Raw genomic sequence first — 15,718 nt, forward strand, 5'->3', positions numbered from 1 at the left:
CGATCGGGCAGTCCCTCGTCGGGCGCCGCGCCGTCGGCGGAGCAGGGGGAGGCGGCGTCCGATCCGCGGATGGCGATGGCCCGCGAACGGGCCGCCACCGTGCGGGTCGACCGGGCGACGGCCGTCTTCTCCACGAAGGCGCTCTCGGCGGACGCCCCCCGCTCGGCGGACGCACCCCTGCCGGCCGGCTCCCGCAGCGACGCCCCGGCAGGCGGCGCCACGGCCGGGGAGCCGGCCGAGGCGTCGGCGGGTTCCGCCGTCACCGCCGGGTCCGGCACCGGCGCGGACGCCCCCGAGGGGGGCGCCGAGGGCGACACCCGGCTCCGTGCGGCCGTCGCCGCGTGGGTGAACGGGACGGACGACCCCGAGGCCCCCGCGGCCCCGTTGCCGGGCACCGGCGCCTCCGGTGCCGGTTCCGCGAGCGGCGGCGCCCCGGCGGACCGTGCCGAACGCGGCGACGGTCCCGCACTGCCCCGGCGGACCGTCGCGCCGCAGGACGCCGCCCCGGCCCCCGCGGACGCGGAGGACGCCGACCCCACCGACAGCGCCGACACCACCGACGCCACCCACAGCGCCGAGGAGGCCGAGACCGCCGCGGACTCGGCCCGCGGGACGCGCCCGGACCCGACCGGCGCGTCCGACGCGGCCGAACCCGCCGCGACGGCGGACGCCGTGTCCGGGGCCGAGCCCGACGAGCGCCCCGCCGACGGGGCGCCGGAGCCCGCCGCGGGCGAGGCGCCGGACGACGCCTCCGGCGCGACCGGACCCGCCGGCGAGGAGCCCGCCTCCGCCTCGGCCGCCGCCCGGGACGGCAAGCGCGCGTCCACCGAACCGGTGGACGCGCCGCCCGTCACCGCGCCCGCCTCCGGCGAACCCGAGGACGCGAAGCCCGCGCCCGCCGCCCCGGAGGACGCCGAGCCCCCCGCCACCGCGCCCGAGGACGCCAAGCCCGCCTCGGGCGCCTCCGAGGACGCGAAGCCCGTCTCAGGCGCCTCCGAGAACGCGAAGCCCGCGTCCGCCGGGGCGCCCCAGGACCGCCCCGGCTCCACCTCGCCCGAGGGCGAGGCCGCACAGGCGTCCCGGGCGGCCTCGGGGGCCGGTGCCGGCACCGGATCGACCACCGGCACCCCCGCCACCACGAAGGGCGCACCGGCCCGCGCGACCGGCGACACGGACGACGGCACGGACGCCGCCGCGGGGCCCCGGACCTCCGCCGGTGACGGCGACACCGCTCCGCAGCCCCCGGTGGACGCGGCCCCCGCCGAAGCCCCGCCCGTCGACCGGGCGACCGGCGTCTTCAGGAAGCCGCGACCCGCCGTCGACCAGCCCACCACCATGCTCAAGCTCGGTGACGCCGCCCGGCGCCCGGCCGGCGGGAAGGCCGCGGACGCCGCCGCCCCGCCCGCCGGGAAGCCCGCGGCGGACGCGCCGGACACCCCCTCCGCCGGGCCCGCCGCCGACCCGTCCGCGGAACCGGTGGCCAAGCCCGGCGGCGAACCCGAGCGCACCAGCCGGTTCGTCGCCCTCAAGTCCCTCGACGAGGCCGCCGCCCCCGCCCGCCCGAAGCCGCCGGCCGCTCCGGCCGGCACCGACCGGCCGGCCTCGGCCACCGCGGTCGTCCCGCAGGTCGGGCCCGAGCGCACCACCCAGCAGCCGCTCCCGCCGAAGCCCCCGCTGGACCTGCTCGCCGAACTGACCAACACCCCGCCGCCCCCGCAGACGCCGGTGCGCACCCTGGTGCGCCGGGTCAAGATCTGGACGCCGCTGGTCCTGCTGCTCGTCGTGATCTTCGCGGTCGCACAGGCGTTCCGGCCGCTGCCGACGCCCGCCCTCGCGCTCACCGCCGACGAGACGTACACCTTCGACGGCGGCACGCTCGACCTGCCCTGGCCGGGCCAGGGCCAGTCCGCGATCGAGGTCGACGGCGTCGGCAGCCTCGGCACGGACGGCAAGCAGGCCCCCGCGCCCGTCGCGAGCGTCGCCAAGATCATGACGGCGTACGTGATCCTCAAGGAGCACCCCCTGAAGGGGAACGAGGACGGCGAGAAGATCACGGTCGACCAGCAGGCCGAGGACGAGTCGAAGCTGCCCGACGAGTCGACGGCCGCGATGTCGAAGGGCCAGCAGTTCACCGAGCGCCAGATGCTCCAGATGCTGATGATCCCCTCCGGCAACAACGTGGCGCGCCTGCTGGCCCGCTGGGACTCCGACAGCAAGAGCTTCCTCGCCAAGATGAACGCCGCGGCCAAGGACCTCGGCATGACGAACTCGACCTACACGGACCCGAGCGGGCTGAAGAAGACCACGGTCAGCACGGCCGTCGACCAGATCAAGCTGGCCAAGAAGGTCATGCAGAACGACGTGTTCCGCAGCGTCGTCGGCATGGCCAAGGCCGACATCCCCGGGCTCGACAACCCGATCTACAACAACAACGACCTGCTCGTGCAGCAGGTCGGGGTGATCGGCCTGAAGACCGGCTCCTCGACCCCGGCCGGCGGCAACCTGGTGTGGGCCGCGACCAAGAACGTCGACGGCAAGACCCGGACGATCTACGGCGCCGTGATGAACCAGGACGCCGGCACCGGCAAGGTCTGGGACAGCCTCCACCTGGCGATCTCCAACAGCCAGAAGCTGATCGACAAGGTCCAGAAGAGCCTGACCACCGCCACCGTGGTGAAGAAGGGACAGGTCGTCGGCTCCGTGGACGACCAGCTCGGCGGCCGGACCCCCGTCGTCGCCACCAGGGACATGACGGCCGTCGGCTGGCCCGGTCTCAAGACCCGCCTGTCGATCGGCGCGGGCGACACCGAGGTCCCGCACACCGGCAAGGCCGGCACGGTCGTCGGCCGGCTGACGGTCGGTGACGGGTCGAGCCGGGCCGTGACGATTCCGGTGGCGCTCCAGTCGGACCTCGCCGAACCCGGACTCGGCGCGAAGCTGACGCGGCTCGGCTGAACGGACGCGGGTGCCCGGCCGGACCGCCGGGCACCCGCGACGGGACCACGCCGGGACGCGGCACCCGCACGGCCCTCTGCCGGACGGCGCTTCGCACGGGCCCCGCGCGGCGGGGCGCGTGCTAGCGTCGCGACAATCGGGGCTGTTCGCGAGCCGCGGGTCCCGGCCCAGATCGGACAACGGGACACGGGGAGAACCTTGCAGTGGCGACAGCGGAGCCGACCCACGCCGACGACGCCGACCGCGGTCCGGGAACGGACCCGCGAATAGCGCCGCCCGGCCGCGACCACGAGCCGCTCCACGCCGACGGCGCCCGCCCGGCCGACCGCGCGGAACCCGGCCCGCGGGACCCGCGTCCCGGAGACGGCCGCCCCGAGGACTCCGGCCCGCGCGACCGCGGGCCCGACCCCGCGGCCGGTCCCCTCGCGCCGTCCGCCGGCCCCGCTCCCGCCGCACCGGCCGAGCCGTCCGGCACCGCGCGGCTCAACCTGTTCCGCCGTCACCCCGTCGTCCTGTCCACCGTGCTCGCCGGTGTGCTGCACGTCGTGTGGTTCTTCACCTTCGCGAACAGCGGGGGAGATCTGGCGGCGCAGGACGCGTGGGCGGAGTTCGTCGGACGGCACCCCGACTCGGCGTACAACCTCGCCTGGTACGGCGGGATGCACCCGGTCTCCTACAGCGTGGTGTCGCCGTACCTGATGTCGGTGCTCGGCGTGCGCACCACGATGATGATCGCCGGAACCCTCTCCGCCGGGCTGCTGACGATGATCCTCGTGCGCAGCCGCGCGGTCCGCAATCCGACGGCCCCGGCGCTCGCCGGCGTCTTCGCGCTCCTGTGCAACGCCGCGTCCGGCCGGGTCACCTACGGCCTCGGCACGCTCTTCGCGCTCGCCGCGGTCGCCGTCGTCTTCTGCTGGCCCCACCGCTGGCGCTACAAGCGCTGGGCGAAGGCGCTGTGCGCCGCGCCGCTCGCCGCCCTCGCGACGGCCGCCTCGCCGGTGGCCGGACTCTTCGTGGGGCTGGTGGCGGTCGCGCTCTTCCTCCAGAAGCGCCTCCCCGGCGCCTGGGCCCTCGGTCTCGCGCCGACACTCGTCGTCGCCGTCTCGGCCTGGCTGTTCCCCTTCTCCGGCACCCAGCCGATGGCCTTCTGGTCGGCCGTGCTGCCGTTCCTCTACGCGGTCCTCGTCTACGTCCTGGTCCCCAAGGACTGGACGACGGTACGGATCACCTCCGCGGTGTCCGCCCTGGCGGTGCTCCTCGTCTGGCTGATCAGTTCGCAGATCGGGTCGAACATCACCCGGCTGTCGATGCTCTTCGGCGGCGTCGCGCTGATCGCGGCGCTGCCGTTCGCCGTCCCGAGGTCCCGCAAGTGGTACGCCATCGCCGTCGCGTTCGCCGGCTTCATCGTGTGGATCGGCGTCAAGTCGGTCGACGACGTCGTGCACACCACCCCGGCCGCGTCCTGGGCCCGTGAACTGGCCCCGCTGGTGAACCAGCTCCAGCAGGTCGACGCAGAGAAGGGCCGCGTCGAGGTGGTCCCCGCCCGCTCGCACCGCGAGGCGTCCGCCCTCGCCCCCTACGTGAACCTCGCCCGCGGCTGGAACCGCCAGGCCGACATGGAGCGCAACCCCCTCTTCTACGACGACACCCTCAACTCGGCGAACTACCACGAGTGGCTCCAGCGCTGGGCGGTCCACTACGTCGTGCTGCCCAAGGACGAACCGGACGGCGACGGGGGCCAGCGCGAACGCCGGCTGGTGCAGCGGGGCATGCCCTACCTGCGCCAGGTCTGGGGAGACGCCAACTGGCAGCTCTTCACCGTCACCGACCCGGTCCCGCTCGCCGAGCCGCACGCCGTCGTCGACCGGGCGGAGCAGGGCGAGCTGACCATCGAGGTGAAGCGGGCGGGCCGCGTCCTCATCCGCATCCCGTACTCGCCGTGGCTGAGCATCGTCGACCCGGACGGCAAGAGCCTGAAACCGCCGCAGGAGACGCAGGCGTCCAAGGAGCGCGCGGAGGGCACCGCGAGGACGTACGACAACCTCAACGGCTGCCTCATGCCGACGGAGGAGACCGCGGCGGGCGACACCTGGACGCAGTTGCTGGCCCCGAAGCCCGGCACCTACCGGCTCGCCGCGCCCTACCAGCTTCCCCGGGGCACCCCGTGCCCGGAGGAACTGCGCTAGCTCCGCGACCCGCTCGGTCCGCCCGGACCGCCGGAGGGCAGGCGCCGGTTCTGTTCGAACGGGCCGCAGTACGCCAGGCCCGCGTCCTCCAGCGGCTCGTCGCGGAAGAACCGGACGAGCAGGTCGCAGAAGTCCGCGGGCCGCTGGAGGTGGGCCAGGTGCCCGCACTCGGCGAGCGTCGTGAAGCGCGAGCCCGGCAGGTCCGCCGCGATCCCGCGGACCATGTCCGGTGTGGTGAGCGTGTCGTGCTCGCCGGTGAACGCGAGGTAGGGCACGGCGGGGACGGGCGCCCGCCGGTACCACTCGTGGGCCAGCAGCCGCCGGTTCCGCTCCACGGTCACCGTCACCTCGCGCGGGGTCTGCGCCGCGAACTGCTGGTACATCAGGCGGGCCAGGGCGGCGTGCTTGCGGACGGTGAGGTCGCCCGGCGGCGGCACGAAGCACCGCACGAACTCCTCCGCCGTCTCCTCGACGCGCCCCTCCTCCAGCATCCGCACCCATCCCACGAGCGCCCGCGCGAACCAGCCCGGGACGTGGTCCGACATGCCCTGCACGGCCATCCGGCGCAGATGCTCCGGGTGGCGCTGGGCGAGCCGCAGCCCGACCGCCGCGCCGTAGCAGCCGGCGTACAGGTTCACCGGGCCGAGCCCCAGCTCGCGCAGCATGTGCGCCGCGCACTCGGCGAGGAAGTCGATGCCGTGCTCGGCGGGCAGGAAGTCCGTGTCGCCGAAGCCGGGCAGGTCCACCGTGACGACGGTGCCCAGCTCGCCGAGGCGGCGCTCGTGCCGCACCCACGAGTACCGCGTCTGGTCGGAGCCGCCGAGCACGAGCAGCGGCTCCGTGACCGGGCTGCGGCCCCGCACGATCCGGGCGGTGTACGCGTACCCCTCCCACCGGAGCGGGCGTTCCTCGACGTCCGTGGACGCCCCGCCTCCCGATGCCTGGGAGGGGACGTGGAGCGAGGAAGCGACAGAAGGCACAGGAACTCCCGGATGGGACGAGATCACCGAACCTCCCACTGCTACACGCCTCCCGCGGCGCGTGCCCGCTCCGTCACACGAAGGGGTCCGCAGCTTCACCCGAAGGTGGGCGCGGCGCGCCACCCCGGCCGCGCCCGTTGGGGAGGCGTCGCGCCGACCGGTGTCCGACGGGGACGTGCCGCACCGGCCTGTGTCCGATGGGGCCGTGCCGTGCCGGCCGTGCACGATGGGGCCGCGTCGCGCCGGGCGGTGTCCGATGGGGCTGTGTCACAGCGGGCCGGCGTCCGGCGGGGGACGCATCACCTCGGCCGGGTCCGGCGGGGAGGCGTCACCTCGGCCGGCGTCCCCGCGATGCGCGCCGGCGGCATGTCGAGCCGGCGCAGCAGGGCGACGGGCCGGGCCCGTTCGCTCTGCCCGGCCCGGTGGTGGCGGCAGCCGCCGGCCCCGTCGACGTACGCCGGGCGCAGCAGCCCCAGCCGGTTGTAGAGGCGCAGCGCCGTGGCCGACAGCCGCGCCCGCGCGGCGAACGCGCCGATGCCGAGCAGGTCCTCGTCCCCCGTTCATCCTGCGTCACCGGGCGAGGGCCGCCCGGTGACGCAGGACGCTGCCCCTCGTCCCAGGGGCGAGGTCAACGGCGGATCAGCCGATCGCCTTCTCGACCGCGGAGACCAGCTCGGCGGACTCGGGCTCGGTCTGCGGGGAGAAGCGGCCGACGACCGTGCCGTCCCGGCCGATGAGGAACTTCTCGAAGTTCCAGCGGATGTCGCCGGTGTGCCCCTCGGCGTCGGCGGTGCCCACGAGACGCTCGTACAGGCCGTGCCGGCCCTCGCCGTTCACCTCGACCTTCTCGGTCATCGGGAAGGTCACGCCGTAGGTGGCGGAGCAGAACGCGGCGATCTCCTCGGAGCTGCCGGGCTCCTGGCCCATGAACTGGTTGCAGGGGACGCCGAGGACGGTGAAGCCCTGGCCGGCGTACCGCTCGTGCAGCTTCTCCAGGCCGGCGTACTGCGGGGTCAGCCCGCACTGGGAGGCCACGTTCACGATGAGGACGGCCTGGCCCGCGTACCGGGACAGGTCGGCGGAGCCCCCCTGGAGGGCCCCGATCTCGGTGTCGAGGACGGAGTCGGTGTGGTCGGTAGTCATGAGCGGATGCTAACTCCGGTGGGGGAGGGGCCCGCCGGCCGAGCCCTCCCGGTTTCCGCCCGCTGGGCCGCGACGAGCACCTCGCCCGCGGCCGTCCGCGCGTACAGCACCGACCGCCCGGCCCGCCGGCGCCGCACGAGCCGCGCGTCCAGCAGCACCCGCAGATGGCGTCCCACCGATCCGAGCCCCTGCCCGGTCACGGCGACGAGCTGGCTGGTGGAAAGGGGGGAGTCGAGCAGGACGAGGACCTGGGCGCGGGCGCCCCCGAGGAGGGCGCCGAGGCTCTCCGGGACCGCGGCCGCCCGCACGTCGGCCAGGGCTCCCGCGCACGGGTAGACCACGGCGTAGCGGTGGGCGTCCTCCCAGGACACCCATCCGGTCGTCGGCGTGACCGGCACGAAGACGAGCTGGGCGCCGGATATCTCGCGCGGCGGGTACTCCTGGAGGTTCACCTGGAGGCGGTTGCCGCCGAGCCAGCGGGTCCCCGGCCGCAGCCCGTCCAGCGCCGCCGCCCAACCGCCCTGGCTCAACTGCGCGGTCCGCGCCACCACGTCGGCCTCCAGGACGCGCCGCCGCCGCTCCCAGTCGGGCTCCACGGACTCCTCCCACAGGGCGGTCAGCAGCGCGGCGGCCCGCTCGGGCAGGTCGTCGCGGTCGGCGAGGGCGGCGGGCAGCGCACCGCCCGTGGAGCGCACGAGGTGGGCGCGGGCGTCCGCGGCCGACGCCTCCCGGACGCGGGCGACCTCGGTCTCGAAGCTCTCGCCGCCGTACGGCGTCGGCGTGAGGAAGTCGGCGATCCACCCGCGCCCGAGCCCCGAGCGCACGAGCAGCGCGGTGACCGGGGCGCGGGCCAGCCGCGCGCGGTACGCGGGGAGGTGGACGTCCAGCCAGGCCCGTTCACCGGGGTGCGCGGCGACGCCCGCGTGCAGCAGCTTCAGACAGGCGAACGTCTCGGCGAGCGGCGACAGCACGAAGCGGCTCCCGGCGAGCGTGTCGGCGTTGACCTGCCACCAGCCCATGCGGACGTCCCCCGTTCCCCGGTCGCCCCGGTGTGCTGCGAGCCCCTCCCGCCCCGCCCGGACCACGGTGACGTTTCGCGGGTGCGCGAAACGATATCGGGCGTCCCGTCCGGTCCGCAGACTCCGGCCATGCGCAGCTACTCCGACCTCTTCCGCACGCGGGAGTTCACCCCCCTGTTCCTGTCCTCCTGCCTCCGCACCGCCGCCTCGACCGTCGGCGGCCTCGCCCTCGGCACCCTGGTGTACCGGGCGACGCAGTCCCCGCTGCTCACCGCCCTCAGCATGTTCGGCCCCGCGCTGGCGCAGGTGGCCGGCGCCACCACCCTGCTGTCGGCGGCGGACCGGCTGCCGCCGAGGGCGACGGTGTCCGGCATCGCGCTCCTCTTCGGCCTCGGCACGGCGGCCATGGCGATCCCCGGCCTGCCGGTGGCGGCGGTCTTCGGCCTCCTGCTCCTCCTCGGCCTGGTCCAGTCCTGCGGCGGCGGCGTGCTGTGGGGGCTGCTGAACGAGATCCTCTCCCCGGAGGGCTACCTGACGGGCCGCTCGCTCTTCAACATGACGAGCGGCCTCGCGCAGATCACCGGGTACGCGGCCGGCGGCGTCCTGGTGGCCCTGCTCTCCCCGCGCGCCACGCTCCTCCTGGCGGCCGGCCTCTACCTGGCCGCGGCCCTGACCGCCCGCCTCGGCCTGACCCGGCGGGCACCCCGGGCCACCGGCCGCCCGTCGATCGCCCGGACCCGGCGCACCAACGCCCTCCTCTTCTCCTCGCCGGAACGCCGCACCCTCTACCTCCTGTTGTGGGTGCCCAACGGCCTGATCGTCGGCTGCGAGTCGCTGTACGTGTCCTACGCGCCGAACCACGCCGGCCTGCTGTTCGCCGCCGCCGCCCTCGGCATGTTCGCCGGCGACCTGACCGTCGGCCGTCTCCTGCCGCCCCGGGTCCGGGCCCGCCTCGGCATCCCGTTCCTGCTGCTCCTCGCGACGCCGTACCTGTTCTTCGTGCTGCGTCCGGGAGCCTGGCCGGCCGCCGCCTGCGTGATGGTCGCCTCGGTCGGCTTCGGGGCGAGCCTGATCCAGCAGGAACGCCTGGTCGCCCTGATCCCCGACGGCCTCGGCGGCCACGCCCTCGGCCTCCACACCGCGGGCATGCTGACGATGCAGGGCGTGAGCGCGGCACTCGCCGGCGGCGTCGCCCAACTGATCCCGCCCGCGACGGCGATGACCGTCCTGGCCGCCGCGTCGATCACGGTGACGCTGACCCTCGCACCGGCGCTGCGCGCGGGCAGCCCCGCGACCGCACCCCGCCGAGGCTCCCGGCCGCTCTCCCGTTCCGCGGCCGGAGAGGGTGGAGGCAACGGTTCGGACGGCCCGCGGACTCCCAGTCTGTGAGGAGGTGCCGATGAGAGACGGCAAACAGGTCCGGGACGCGGAGTTCCGGACGTTCATGACGGGGCACTGGCCGCAGCTGGCGCGCACGGCGTATCTCCTGACGGGGGAGCGGCACGCGGCCGAGGACCTGGCCCAGGCGACGCTGGAACGCGTCTACGCGGCCTGGAACCGCGTCGGATCGGCCGACCGTCCCGAGGCGTACGTCCGGCGCGTGATGATCAACCTGCATGCCCGCAGGCACCGTCGGAAGCTGAAGGAGTTCCTCGCCCCGCGATCCGACACGGACCTGGTCGCCGACACGGCCGACACCGGGGACCTGATGGCGCGGGCCGACGACCGCAGCGTGCTGCTCGCGGCCCTGGCCGAACTGCCGCCCCGGCAACGGCAGGCGGTGGTCCTGCGCTACTGGGCGGATCTCACCGAGACGCAGACGGCCGAGGCCATGCGGTGCTCGGTGGGCAGCGTCAAGAGCAACGCGGCCAAGGGGATAGCGAAGCTGCGCCGACTGCCCGCACTGCACGACGTCATGGCACAGAAGGGGAGGGCGTGATGACCGGCAACGCAGAGGACGACACCACGGCGTCGAGGGAGCTGCCCCCTCTTCTCACCGGCATCGCGGACGCCTTCGAGGCCGGTCCGGCACCGGTCCAGGCGGTCATGCGCTCCGGTGGACGCCGCCGGACCAGGCGCCGGGCCCTGACGGCCGCCGCCGCACTCGCCCTGCTGGGGTCGGTGGGAGCGACGGCCCTGACCGGACTGCCCGGCACGCGGGACGACAGCGCGCCCGCGCACCCCGCTCCCACGCACCCCCTGGTGGACGAGCCGCAGATCTCGCACGTCGCCTTCGGCATGGTCGACGGCGCGCAATGGGGTGTGAACGTGCAGGTGTGGCCGGCGCCGCGGGACGAGCAGGAGGCCGTACGGCAGTTCCGGGCCATGCGCGGCTGGGGCCTCACCCCGGTGACCACGGGAGGAGCGTCCGATCTGGTGGGCAGGACCAGCTACTTCGTCCTGCGCGGATACGGCCACGACCGGACCCGCCTCGTCACCTTCGACACCGTCGCCGAACCGCCCGCCCCCCGGGGAACCGACATCCACCCGATCCCGCAGCCGCTCACGGGGCACTCGGGACCGCTGCGCCTGGTCGTCGGCACCGTGGCCCCGACCGTGCGCCAGGTCGCCTGCCACTGGAAGGACGGCCGCACGACCCTGGCCGACCGCGCCCCCGACAACGCGGCCCAGCACAACACGAACGCCGTGATCCGCTCGGTCCGCGGCCTGCCCACGGCGAACTGGTTCGCCTGCGTCGCGCCGGGCGCCACGACGTACGAGTCCGTGGAGGTCACCAAGTAGACGGAGACCACCAAGTAGACGGAGACCACCAAGCAGGCGGAGGGGGTCAGGGGGGGGGAGGGCATCAGGAGGGGGCCGGGGCCGCCGAGGAGACGGAGGCCATCGGGGAGGCGGAGACCACCAAGCAGGCGGAGGGTTCAGGGGGGCGGAGGGCATCAAGGGGGGCCGAGGCCGTCAGGGAGGCGGAGGGCACCAGGGGGGCGGAGGCCACCTGGAAGCGGAGACCGTCAAGGAGGGGCCGGCCGTACCGGGTGCCGCCGGAATCCGCCGGAATGCCTCGGCACCGGCGTGAACGGATCGGGCCCGCGCCCCGTATGCACTCTCGATCGGGCATCCTGCAGGCCGAGTCGCCCGATCCTCACGGGGTGTGGGCATACCGGCCGCCGGTGCGGCGGCCACGGGGGAGCGGGGGACCATGACGACGGCGAACAACGCGGTGCGCAGAGGCGGCGTGCCTCCGGTGGACGCGGCACGATGGGCGATGGGCGCCTTCGCCGTCGTCAACGCCGTGATCGTGGAGGCGCTGTTCCTGAGCGCCGGATCGGGCAAGAACGGGACGCTCACCAGCGCCAAGTTCTTCGGACTGCACGCGGCCGTGCTCATGCTGTTCCAGCTGCTGCTGGTGGCCAGGCTGCCCTGGCTGGACCGCCGCATCGGGATGGACCGGCTCACCGTGTGGCACCGGTGGAACGGGTTCCTGCTGCTGTGGACCGTCCTCACCCACGCCACCCTGGTGGTGCTCGGCTACGCGCGGCTCGACGACGCCTCCCCGGCCGCCACGTTCGCCGCGCTGAGCGGGGTCCCCGCGTCGCTGCTGGGCATGCTCGCCGCGGCCCTCCTGGTCGTCATCGCCGCGATCTCCACGCGGCCCCTGCGCCGGCGACTGCGCTACGAGGTCTGGCACGGGCTGCACCTGCTGCTCTACGTGGCCCTCGGCCTGTCCTTCGTCCACCAGTTGCAGGAGACCACGACGTTCACCTCCTCGGCGTTCGCCACGGCCTACTGGTGGACGCTGTGGCTGTTCGCGTTCGGCGCCCTGCTGACCGGACGCGTCGCCCTCCCGCTGTGGCGCAACGCCTACCACCGGTTCCACGTCACCGCCGTGGTACCGGAGTCGGACGACGTCGTCTCCGTGTACGTCACCGGACGGCACCTCGACAAACTCCCGGCCCGGGCCGGCCAGTTCTGCGTCTGGAGGTTCCCCGGCCACCAGCACTGGTGGCTGGCCAACCCCTTCTCCCTCTCCGCGGCGCCCACCGCGCAGGGGCTGCGCCTCACGGCGAAGGCGGCGGGCAGCGCCAGTGCCGGGCTGCGGCACGTCCCGGTCGGCAGCCGCGCCGTCGTCGAGGGACCGTACGGAGCGTTCACCGCGCTGCACCGGTCCCGGCCCGGCGCCGTGCTGATCGCCGGCGGCGTGGGGATCACGCCCGTGCGGGCCATGCTGGAGGAGGAGGCGAGCGGCGACGTCGTCGTGCTGTACCGGGTGCGCAGCGAGGCCGACGCCGTGCTCCTTGACGAGGTGCGCCACCTGGTGGGCCTGCGCGGCGGGCGGCTGCACCTGCTCACCGGCAGAACCGGCGAGGCCGCGGCCCCGCCGTTCGCCCCGGCCGGCCTGCACAGCCTGGTCCCCGACATCACCGACCGCGACGTGTACGTGTGCGGCCCGCCCGCCATGACCGCCGCCGTCCTGAACAGCCTGCGCGAACTCCGGGTCCCCGCGCGCCAGGTACACGCGGAGAAGTTCGGCCTGGCCTGAGGGGAGGCCTCCTCTGGAGGGTGAGCCGGTCACGGGTCGTGCCGCTGCCTGGATGGCGTTCAGGGGTCGCGGTGCGGCCTAGGCGCGGGGCCGGCGGCGGACGACGGGCAGCTGGGTGCGGCGGAGACCTCCCGGAGGAGGAACAGCCCCGTGCTGCGGTCGGCGAATGGTGGGTACCCAGGAAGAGCCCCGGGTACCCACCATCCACCGACCCTGCGGCCGAATCGCCTCTACGGCGTCACTCCCTGTCTGCCACCATGATGCCGACGCATTCTTCGAGCGCGGCGTGCAACGGCGTGACAAAGGCGGCGAGTTCGGCGTCCGACGCCTTTCCCGCCTCCAGTACGGCGCCGACGACCGTCACCAGGACCGTGGCCGCCTTCAGCGCATGCGCGTCGGCCAACTCCTCAAGAAGGCCGCCGGGGTGTGTGACCGCCAGTGCCTTCTTGCCGGTGACCGGGTCGAAGCCGAGGCTTCGCAGACGCGGCGTGCCCGCGCTCATGCGGCGACCTCCCGCGGAACCGGAACGTAGTCCTTCCTCGGCGTCGCCAGGGCCGCAGCCCGGCGCCGCTCGCGTTGAAGGCGGCGACGGTCGTGTTCGTCCCGCTCCCACTCGACGACGTACGGCCGGACCAGGGGCATGCCGTCGGAGGTGATGGCGTCCGCCGCGTTCGGGCGCGTGATCACGGGCCGGGGCGCCGGAACGGTCGGGCAGGGGGTGAGGGGCAGTGATGGCGGGGGTGCGGCGGGGCGGTGGGTACCGCGGGCGGGAAGGAACAGGGCCAGAATCGCGGCCAGTAGGCTGCGCATAGGTCGACTCCTTGTCAGTCGGCTGAGGCCCCGATAGGGAAGTAGCCGCTTCCCGTCGGGGCCGTTCTGTGCTGCCAAGCAACAGTAGCGCGGATAACCGCAGATAACCACGGATTCATGGAATGCTGTGGTCACCCACGCTGATGTCATGGAGCTTGACCGCACGCGCCCGCTGTGGCGGCAGATCGCAGCGGAGATCATCCGGCGCATCAAGAACGGCACGTATCCACCGGGAAGCCGTGTGCCCTCCACTCTCGAAATCGCCCAGGAGTTCGGCGTAGTCAACGCGACAGCGGCGAAGGCGATGCGGTACGCCCGGGAGGAGGGGTGGACGAGGGGCGAGGTCGGGCTGGGGACATTCGTTGCCGACCCCCTGCCGCCCTCCCCCGAGACTCCCGCCCCCTCCGCGTAGCCAGGTTCGGTCGAGCCTGCCTGGGCAACGCGCCGAAACCCGTACCACACTCGCTACTGCGATGGTCTCGGCGCTTCGGTCGCCAGGGGACCCGCAGGCTCCACCTGAAGCTGGGCGTGGCCAGTCCGTGTGAGGTCGACTCCCAGATTGAGCCGTCACTGATGTAACTGGCGTCAACTAGTGCCGTCAAGGCCCCGGACCATGATCGGTCCGGGGCCCTTTCCCTGGTGCCCCCGGCAGGATTCGAACCTGCGACACCCGCTTTAGGAGCGAGGTGGGGCGACTCTGGGCCTGACCTAGGAATCCCTGTCTCGGGCGGCGTGGGGCCGCGCGCACCCTGGGGAACCCCGATTCCCCGTGAGTCCCCGCCCGTTCTGGCACGGAAGTGGCACGCCCCGCGGCCCCTTAGGCCGTGCCGACCAGGACGTAAAACGACATGGCCGCAACCCACATGAGGGCAAGCGGCAAGACGATCACCGCCATGATGATCTTAAGGAGGATCAGCAGGCGGTCTGCTGGCGTGAGTGCTTCCCGCAGCAGGTTTTGATCACTCATGAGTCTCCCCTTGGCCGCACTGGTCAGCGGTGGCGGGCGGATTGTAAATGGCTGAGCCTCACCGGTTGGTCGGCGCCCCCTCGATGCGAACTACGGGCGCGATGGCCGCTGAGGTTCGCTTGGCTGTTCAGCAGGGTTGGCAAGGTCATACTCGGTTGCCTGTGGTCTCCTCGGTTGCTGTACTCGGCTGCTGTACAGAACTTCGGAGGACTCATGACCGAACTGCCTGCGAGCGTGGACCGCGACATCCTCGATCACCGGACCATCCTCGCGATCAAGACAATCCGTGAAGCGATGGGCTCGATTCATGAAGCCATTGACGTGTTCGCGGTCCGGTATGAGGAGTTGAGGCGTGACCGTCCGGGCGACTTCACTGTCGGGCCCGAAGAGTATGGCCGAGGCTTCTACTCCTGATCCGTGGCGCACCAGTTTGGAAGATCCCGTATGTGGATGACCTCTGACCTGGGCGCTTGTGACCTGCGATCCTGCGGCGATCTTGCTGTCTGTCCCCGTGGTTCCCCGCTGGCCCCCGACCGGTCGGGCACGCGACGGGCACACGTGCCAGGAAGCGGGGACGGTAAAGCCGCATAGCGGGGGTCATGCACGAACGAAGAGCACGACGCCTGCGGCCAGGAACCCGAGCCCGAAGACGCACATAAACCCACCCCAGATCCGCACAAGCCGCCGTTGGAGTGGGGCGTAACGGAGGAAGTCCATCCCCGGATGCTCGAATCCCAGTCGGTTGAAGGTCCGCAGGAGGCTGGGGTCGGCGTGGACAGGGTTCAAGTACGTGTCGACGGTCCGTTGTGCGATGCCACGGTGGTCCGTCATCAGGGCAAACCCGACCAGTATCAACCCGGCGCCCAGCAGCAGAGGGATCAGGAACATTCGTTACTCCGATGCAGGAGCCTGTTCGACAGGTGCACAGTACGCAGCTGCGCAAGCAGACCGTCATGCCAGAGACCAGCAGTTTGTGGCCTGGCTCGCTGCCGATCAGGCACTGACGGATGCTGTGTACCCGCTTACGCCAACCCACCACTCACCCCAGCTCCCATCCCGTCCGCCTTCGACCCACACACCATGGAGCGGGCGTGGGGGGGGGGGGGGCCGGGGGGGGCGCCCCCCCTCGCACAAACCAGACGCGCACAAACCCCACAACC

Annotated in this window: 15 protein-coding genes and 1 pseudogene; 8 read left to right on the forward strand and 8 right to left on the reverse strand. The window is 73.4% G+C overall.

Annotation, left to right across the window (positions count from 1 at the left end):
- The first annotated feature begins 69 nt into the window (after positions 1-69).
- Together ACGFS9_RS02765 and ACGFS9_RS02770 are read left to right on the forward strand one after the other, a co-directional pair.
- Positions 70-2,955: a D-alanyl-D-alanine carboxypeptidase gene (locus tag ACGFS9_RS02765; RefSeq protein WP_393250074.1), complete on the forward strand. Its 2,886-nt coding sequence runs from the start codon at positions 70-72 to the stop codon at positions 2,953-2,955.
- A 203-nt stretch (positions 2,956-3,158) separates the two neighbouring features.
- A complete protein-coding gene (locus tag ACGFS9_RS02770; RefSeq protein WP_393250076.1) occupies positions 3,159-5,141 on the forward strand; it encodes an MFS transporter in 1,983 nt (660 codons plus the stop codon).
- On the opposite strand, the gene ACGFS9_RS02775 is transcribed toward ACGFS9_RS02770, so the two are convergent.
- The 4 genes and pseudogenes from ACGFS9_RS02775 to ACGFS9_RS02790 all read right to left on the reverse strand — a co-directional run bounded on the left by ACGFS9_RS02775 (position 5,138) and on the right by ACGFS9_RS02790 (position 8,283).
- On the reverse strand, positions 5,138-6,121 hold the full coding sequence (locus ACGFS9_RS02775) for an alpha/beta fold hydrolase (protein WP_393250078.1): 984 nt from the start codon (positions 6,119-6,121) through the stop codon (positions 5,138-5,140). The two genes, ACGFS9_RS02770 and ACGFS9_RS02775, sit on opposite strands and share 4 nt — an antisense overlap.
- A 347-nt stretch (positions 6,122-6,468) precedes the next feature.
- Positions 6,469-6,666 (reverse strand): annotated as a pseudogene (locus ACGFS9_RS02780) (MerR family transcriptional regulator); the annotation flags it as partial.
- Between the two features lie 94 nt (positions 6,667-6,760).
- Complete coding sequence (locus ACGFS9_RS02785; protein ID WP_393250080.1) at positions 6,761-7,264, reverse strand: glutathione peroxidase; 504 nt, start codon at positions 7,262-7,264, stop codon at positions 6,761-6,763.
- Entirely contained in the window at positions 7,261-8,283 is a 1,023-nt protein-coding gene (locus ACGFS9_RS02790) for an ArsR family transcriptional regulator (protein ID WP_393250082.1), read from the reverse strand. The genes ACGFS9_RS02785 and ACGFS9_RS02790 overlap by 4 nt, the downstream gene beginning before the upstream one ends.
- 129 nt (positions 8,284-8,412) lie before the next feature.
- Between ACGFS9_RS02790 and ACGFS9_RS02795 the strand changes: the two genes are divergently transcribed.
- From ACGFS9_RS02795 to ACGFS9_RS02810, 4 genes are all read left to right on the forward strand, one after another.
- Positions 8,413-9,672 carry an MFS transporter gene (locus ACGFS9_RS02795; RefSeq protein ID WP_393250084.1) on the forward strand — a complete coding sequence of 420 codons (1,260 nt, stop codon included), beginning with the start codon at positions 8,413-8,415 and terminating at the stop codon, positions 9,670-9,672.
- Between the two features lie 10 nt (positions 9,673-9,682).
- Positions 9,683-10,222 carry a SigE family RNA polymerase sigma factor gene (locus tag ACGFS9_RS02800; protein WP_393250086.1) on the forward strand — a complete coding sequence of 180 codons (540 nt, stop codon included), beginning with the start codon at positions 9,683-9,685 and terminating at the stop codon, positions 10,220-10,222.
- Positions 10,222-11,025, forward strand: a complete 804-nt coding sequence (locus ACGFS9_RS02805) for a hypothetical protein (protein ID WP_393250088.1) — start codon at positions 10,222-10,224, stop codon at positions 11,023-11,025. Before ACGFS9_RS02800 ends, ACGFS9_RS02805 begins: the two co-directional genes overlap by 1 nt.
- A gap of 415 nt (positions 11,026-11,440) precedes the next feature.
- Positions 11,441-12,781 carry a ferric reductase-like transmembrane domain-containing protein gene (locus ACGFS9_RS02810; RefSeq protein WP_393250090.1) on the forward strand — a complete coding sequence of 447 codons (1,341 nt, stop codon included), beginning with the start codon at positions 11,441-11,443 and terminating at the stop codon, positions 12,779-12,781.
- Positions 12,782-13,019: 238 nt separating this feature from the next.
- Here ACGFS9_RS02810 and ACGFS9_RS02815 read toward each other — a convergent pair whose 3' ends face one another.
- Together ACGFS9_RS02815 and ACGFS9_RS02820 are read right to left on the reverse strand one after the other, a co-directional pair.
- A complete protein-coding gene (locus ACGFS9_RS02815) occupies positions 13,020-13,283 on the reverse strand; it encodes a hypothetical protein (RefSeq protein ID WP_393250092.1) in 264 nt (87 codons plus the stop codon).
- The gene (locus tag ACGFS9_RS02820) at positions 13,280-13,591 is read right to left on the reverse strand and encodes a hypothetical protein (RefSeq protein WP_393250094.1); all 312 of its coding nucleotides are present in this window, start codon (positions 13,589-13,591) and stop codon (positions 13,280-13,282) included. The genes ACGFS9_RS02815 and ACGFS9_RS02820 overlap by 4 nt, the downstream gene beginning before the upstream one ends.
- Positions 13,592-13,739: 148 nt before the next feature.
- Between ACGFS9_RS02820 and ACGFS9_RS02825 the strand changes: the two genes are divergently transcribed.
- Positions 13,740-14,003 carry a GntR family transcriptional regulator gene (locus tag ACGFS9_RS02825; protein WP_393250096.1) on the forward strand — a complete coding sequence of 88 codons (264 nt, stop codon included), beginning with the start codon at positions 13,740-13,742 and terminating at the stop codon, positions 14,001-14,003.
- 405 nt (positions 14,004-14,408) lie between these two features.
- On the opposite strand, the gene ACGFS9_RS02830 is transcribed toward ACGFS9_RS02825, so the two are convergent.
- On the reverse strand, positions 14,409-14,558 hold the full coding sequence (locus ACGFS9_RS02830) for a hypothetical protein (RefSeq protein ID WP_393250098.1): 150 nt from the start codon (positions 14,556-14,558) through the stop codon (positions 14,409-14,411).
- Positions 14,559-14,771: 213 nt separating this feature from the next.
- Here ACGFS9_RS02830 and ACGFS9_RS02835 point away from each other — a divergent pair, with 213 nt between their 5' ends.
- Positions 14,772-14,972, forward strand: a complete 201-nt coding sequence (locus tag ACGFS9_RS02835) for a hypothetical protein (RefSeq protein ID WP_393250100.1) — start codon at positions 14,772-14,774, stop codon at positions 14,970-14,972.
- Positions 14,973-15,155: 183 nt separating this feature from the next.
- Here the strand turns inward: ACGFS9_RS02835 and ACGFS9_RS02840 are convergent, their stop codons facing one another.
- Positions 15,156-15,446: a hypothetical protein gene (locus ACGFS9_RS02840; RefSeq protein ID WP_393250102.1), complete on the reverse strand. Its 291-nt coding sequence runs from the start codon at positions 15,444-15,446 to the stop codon at positions 15,156-15,158.
- Positions 15,447-15,718: the final 272 nt, after the last annotated feature.

The sequence above is a fragment of the Streptomyces sp. NPDC048566 genome (genome assembly GCF_043199735.1).
GTDB lineage: Bacteria > Actinomycetota > Actinomycetes > Streptomycetales > Streptomycetaceae > Streptomyces.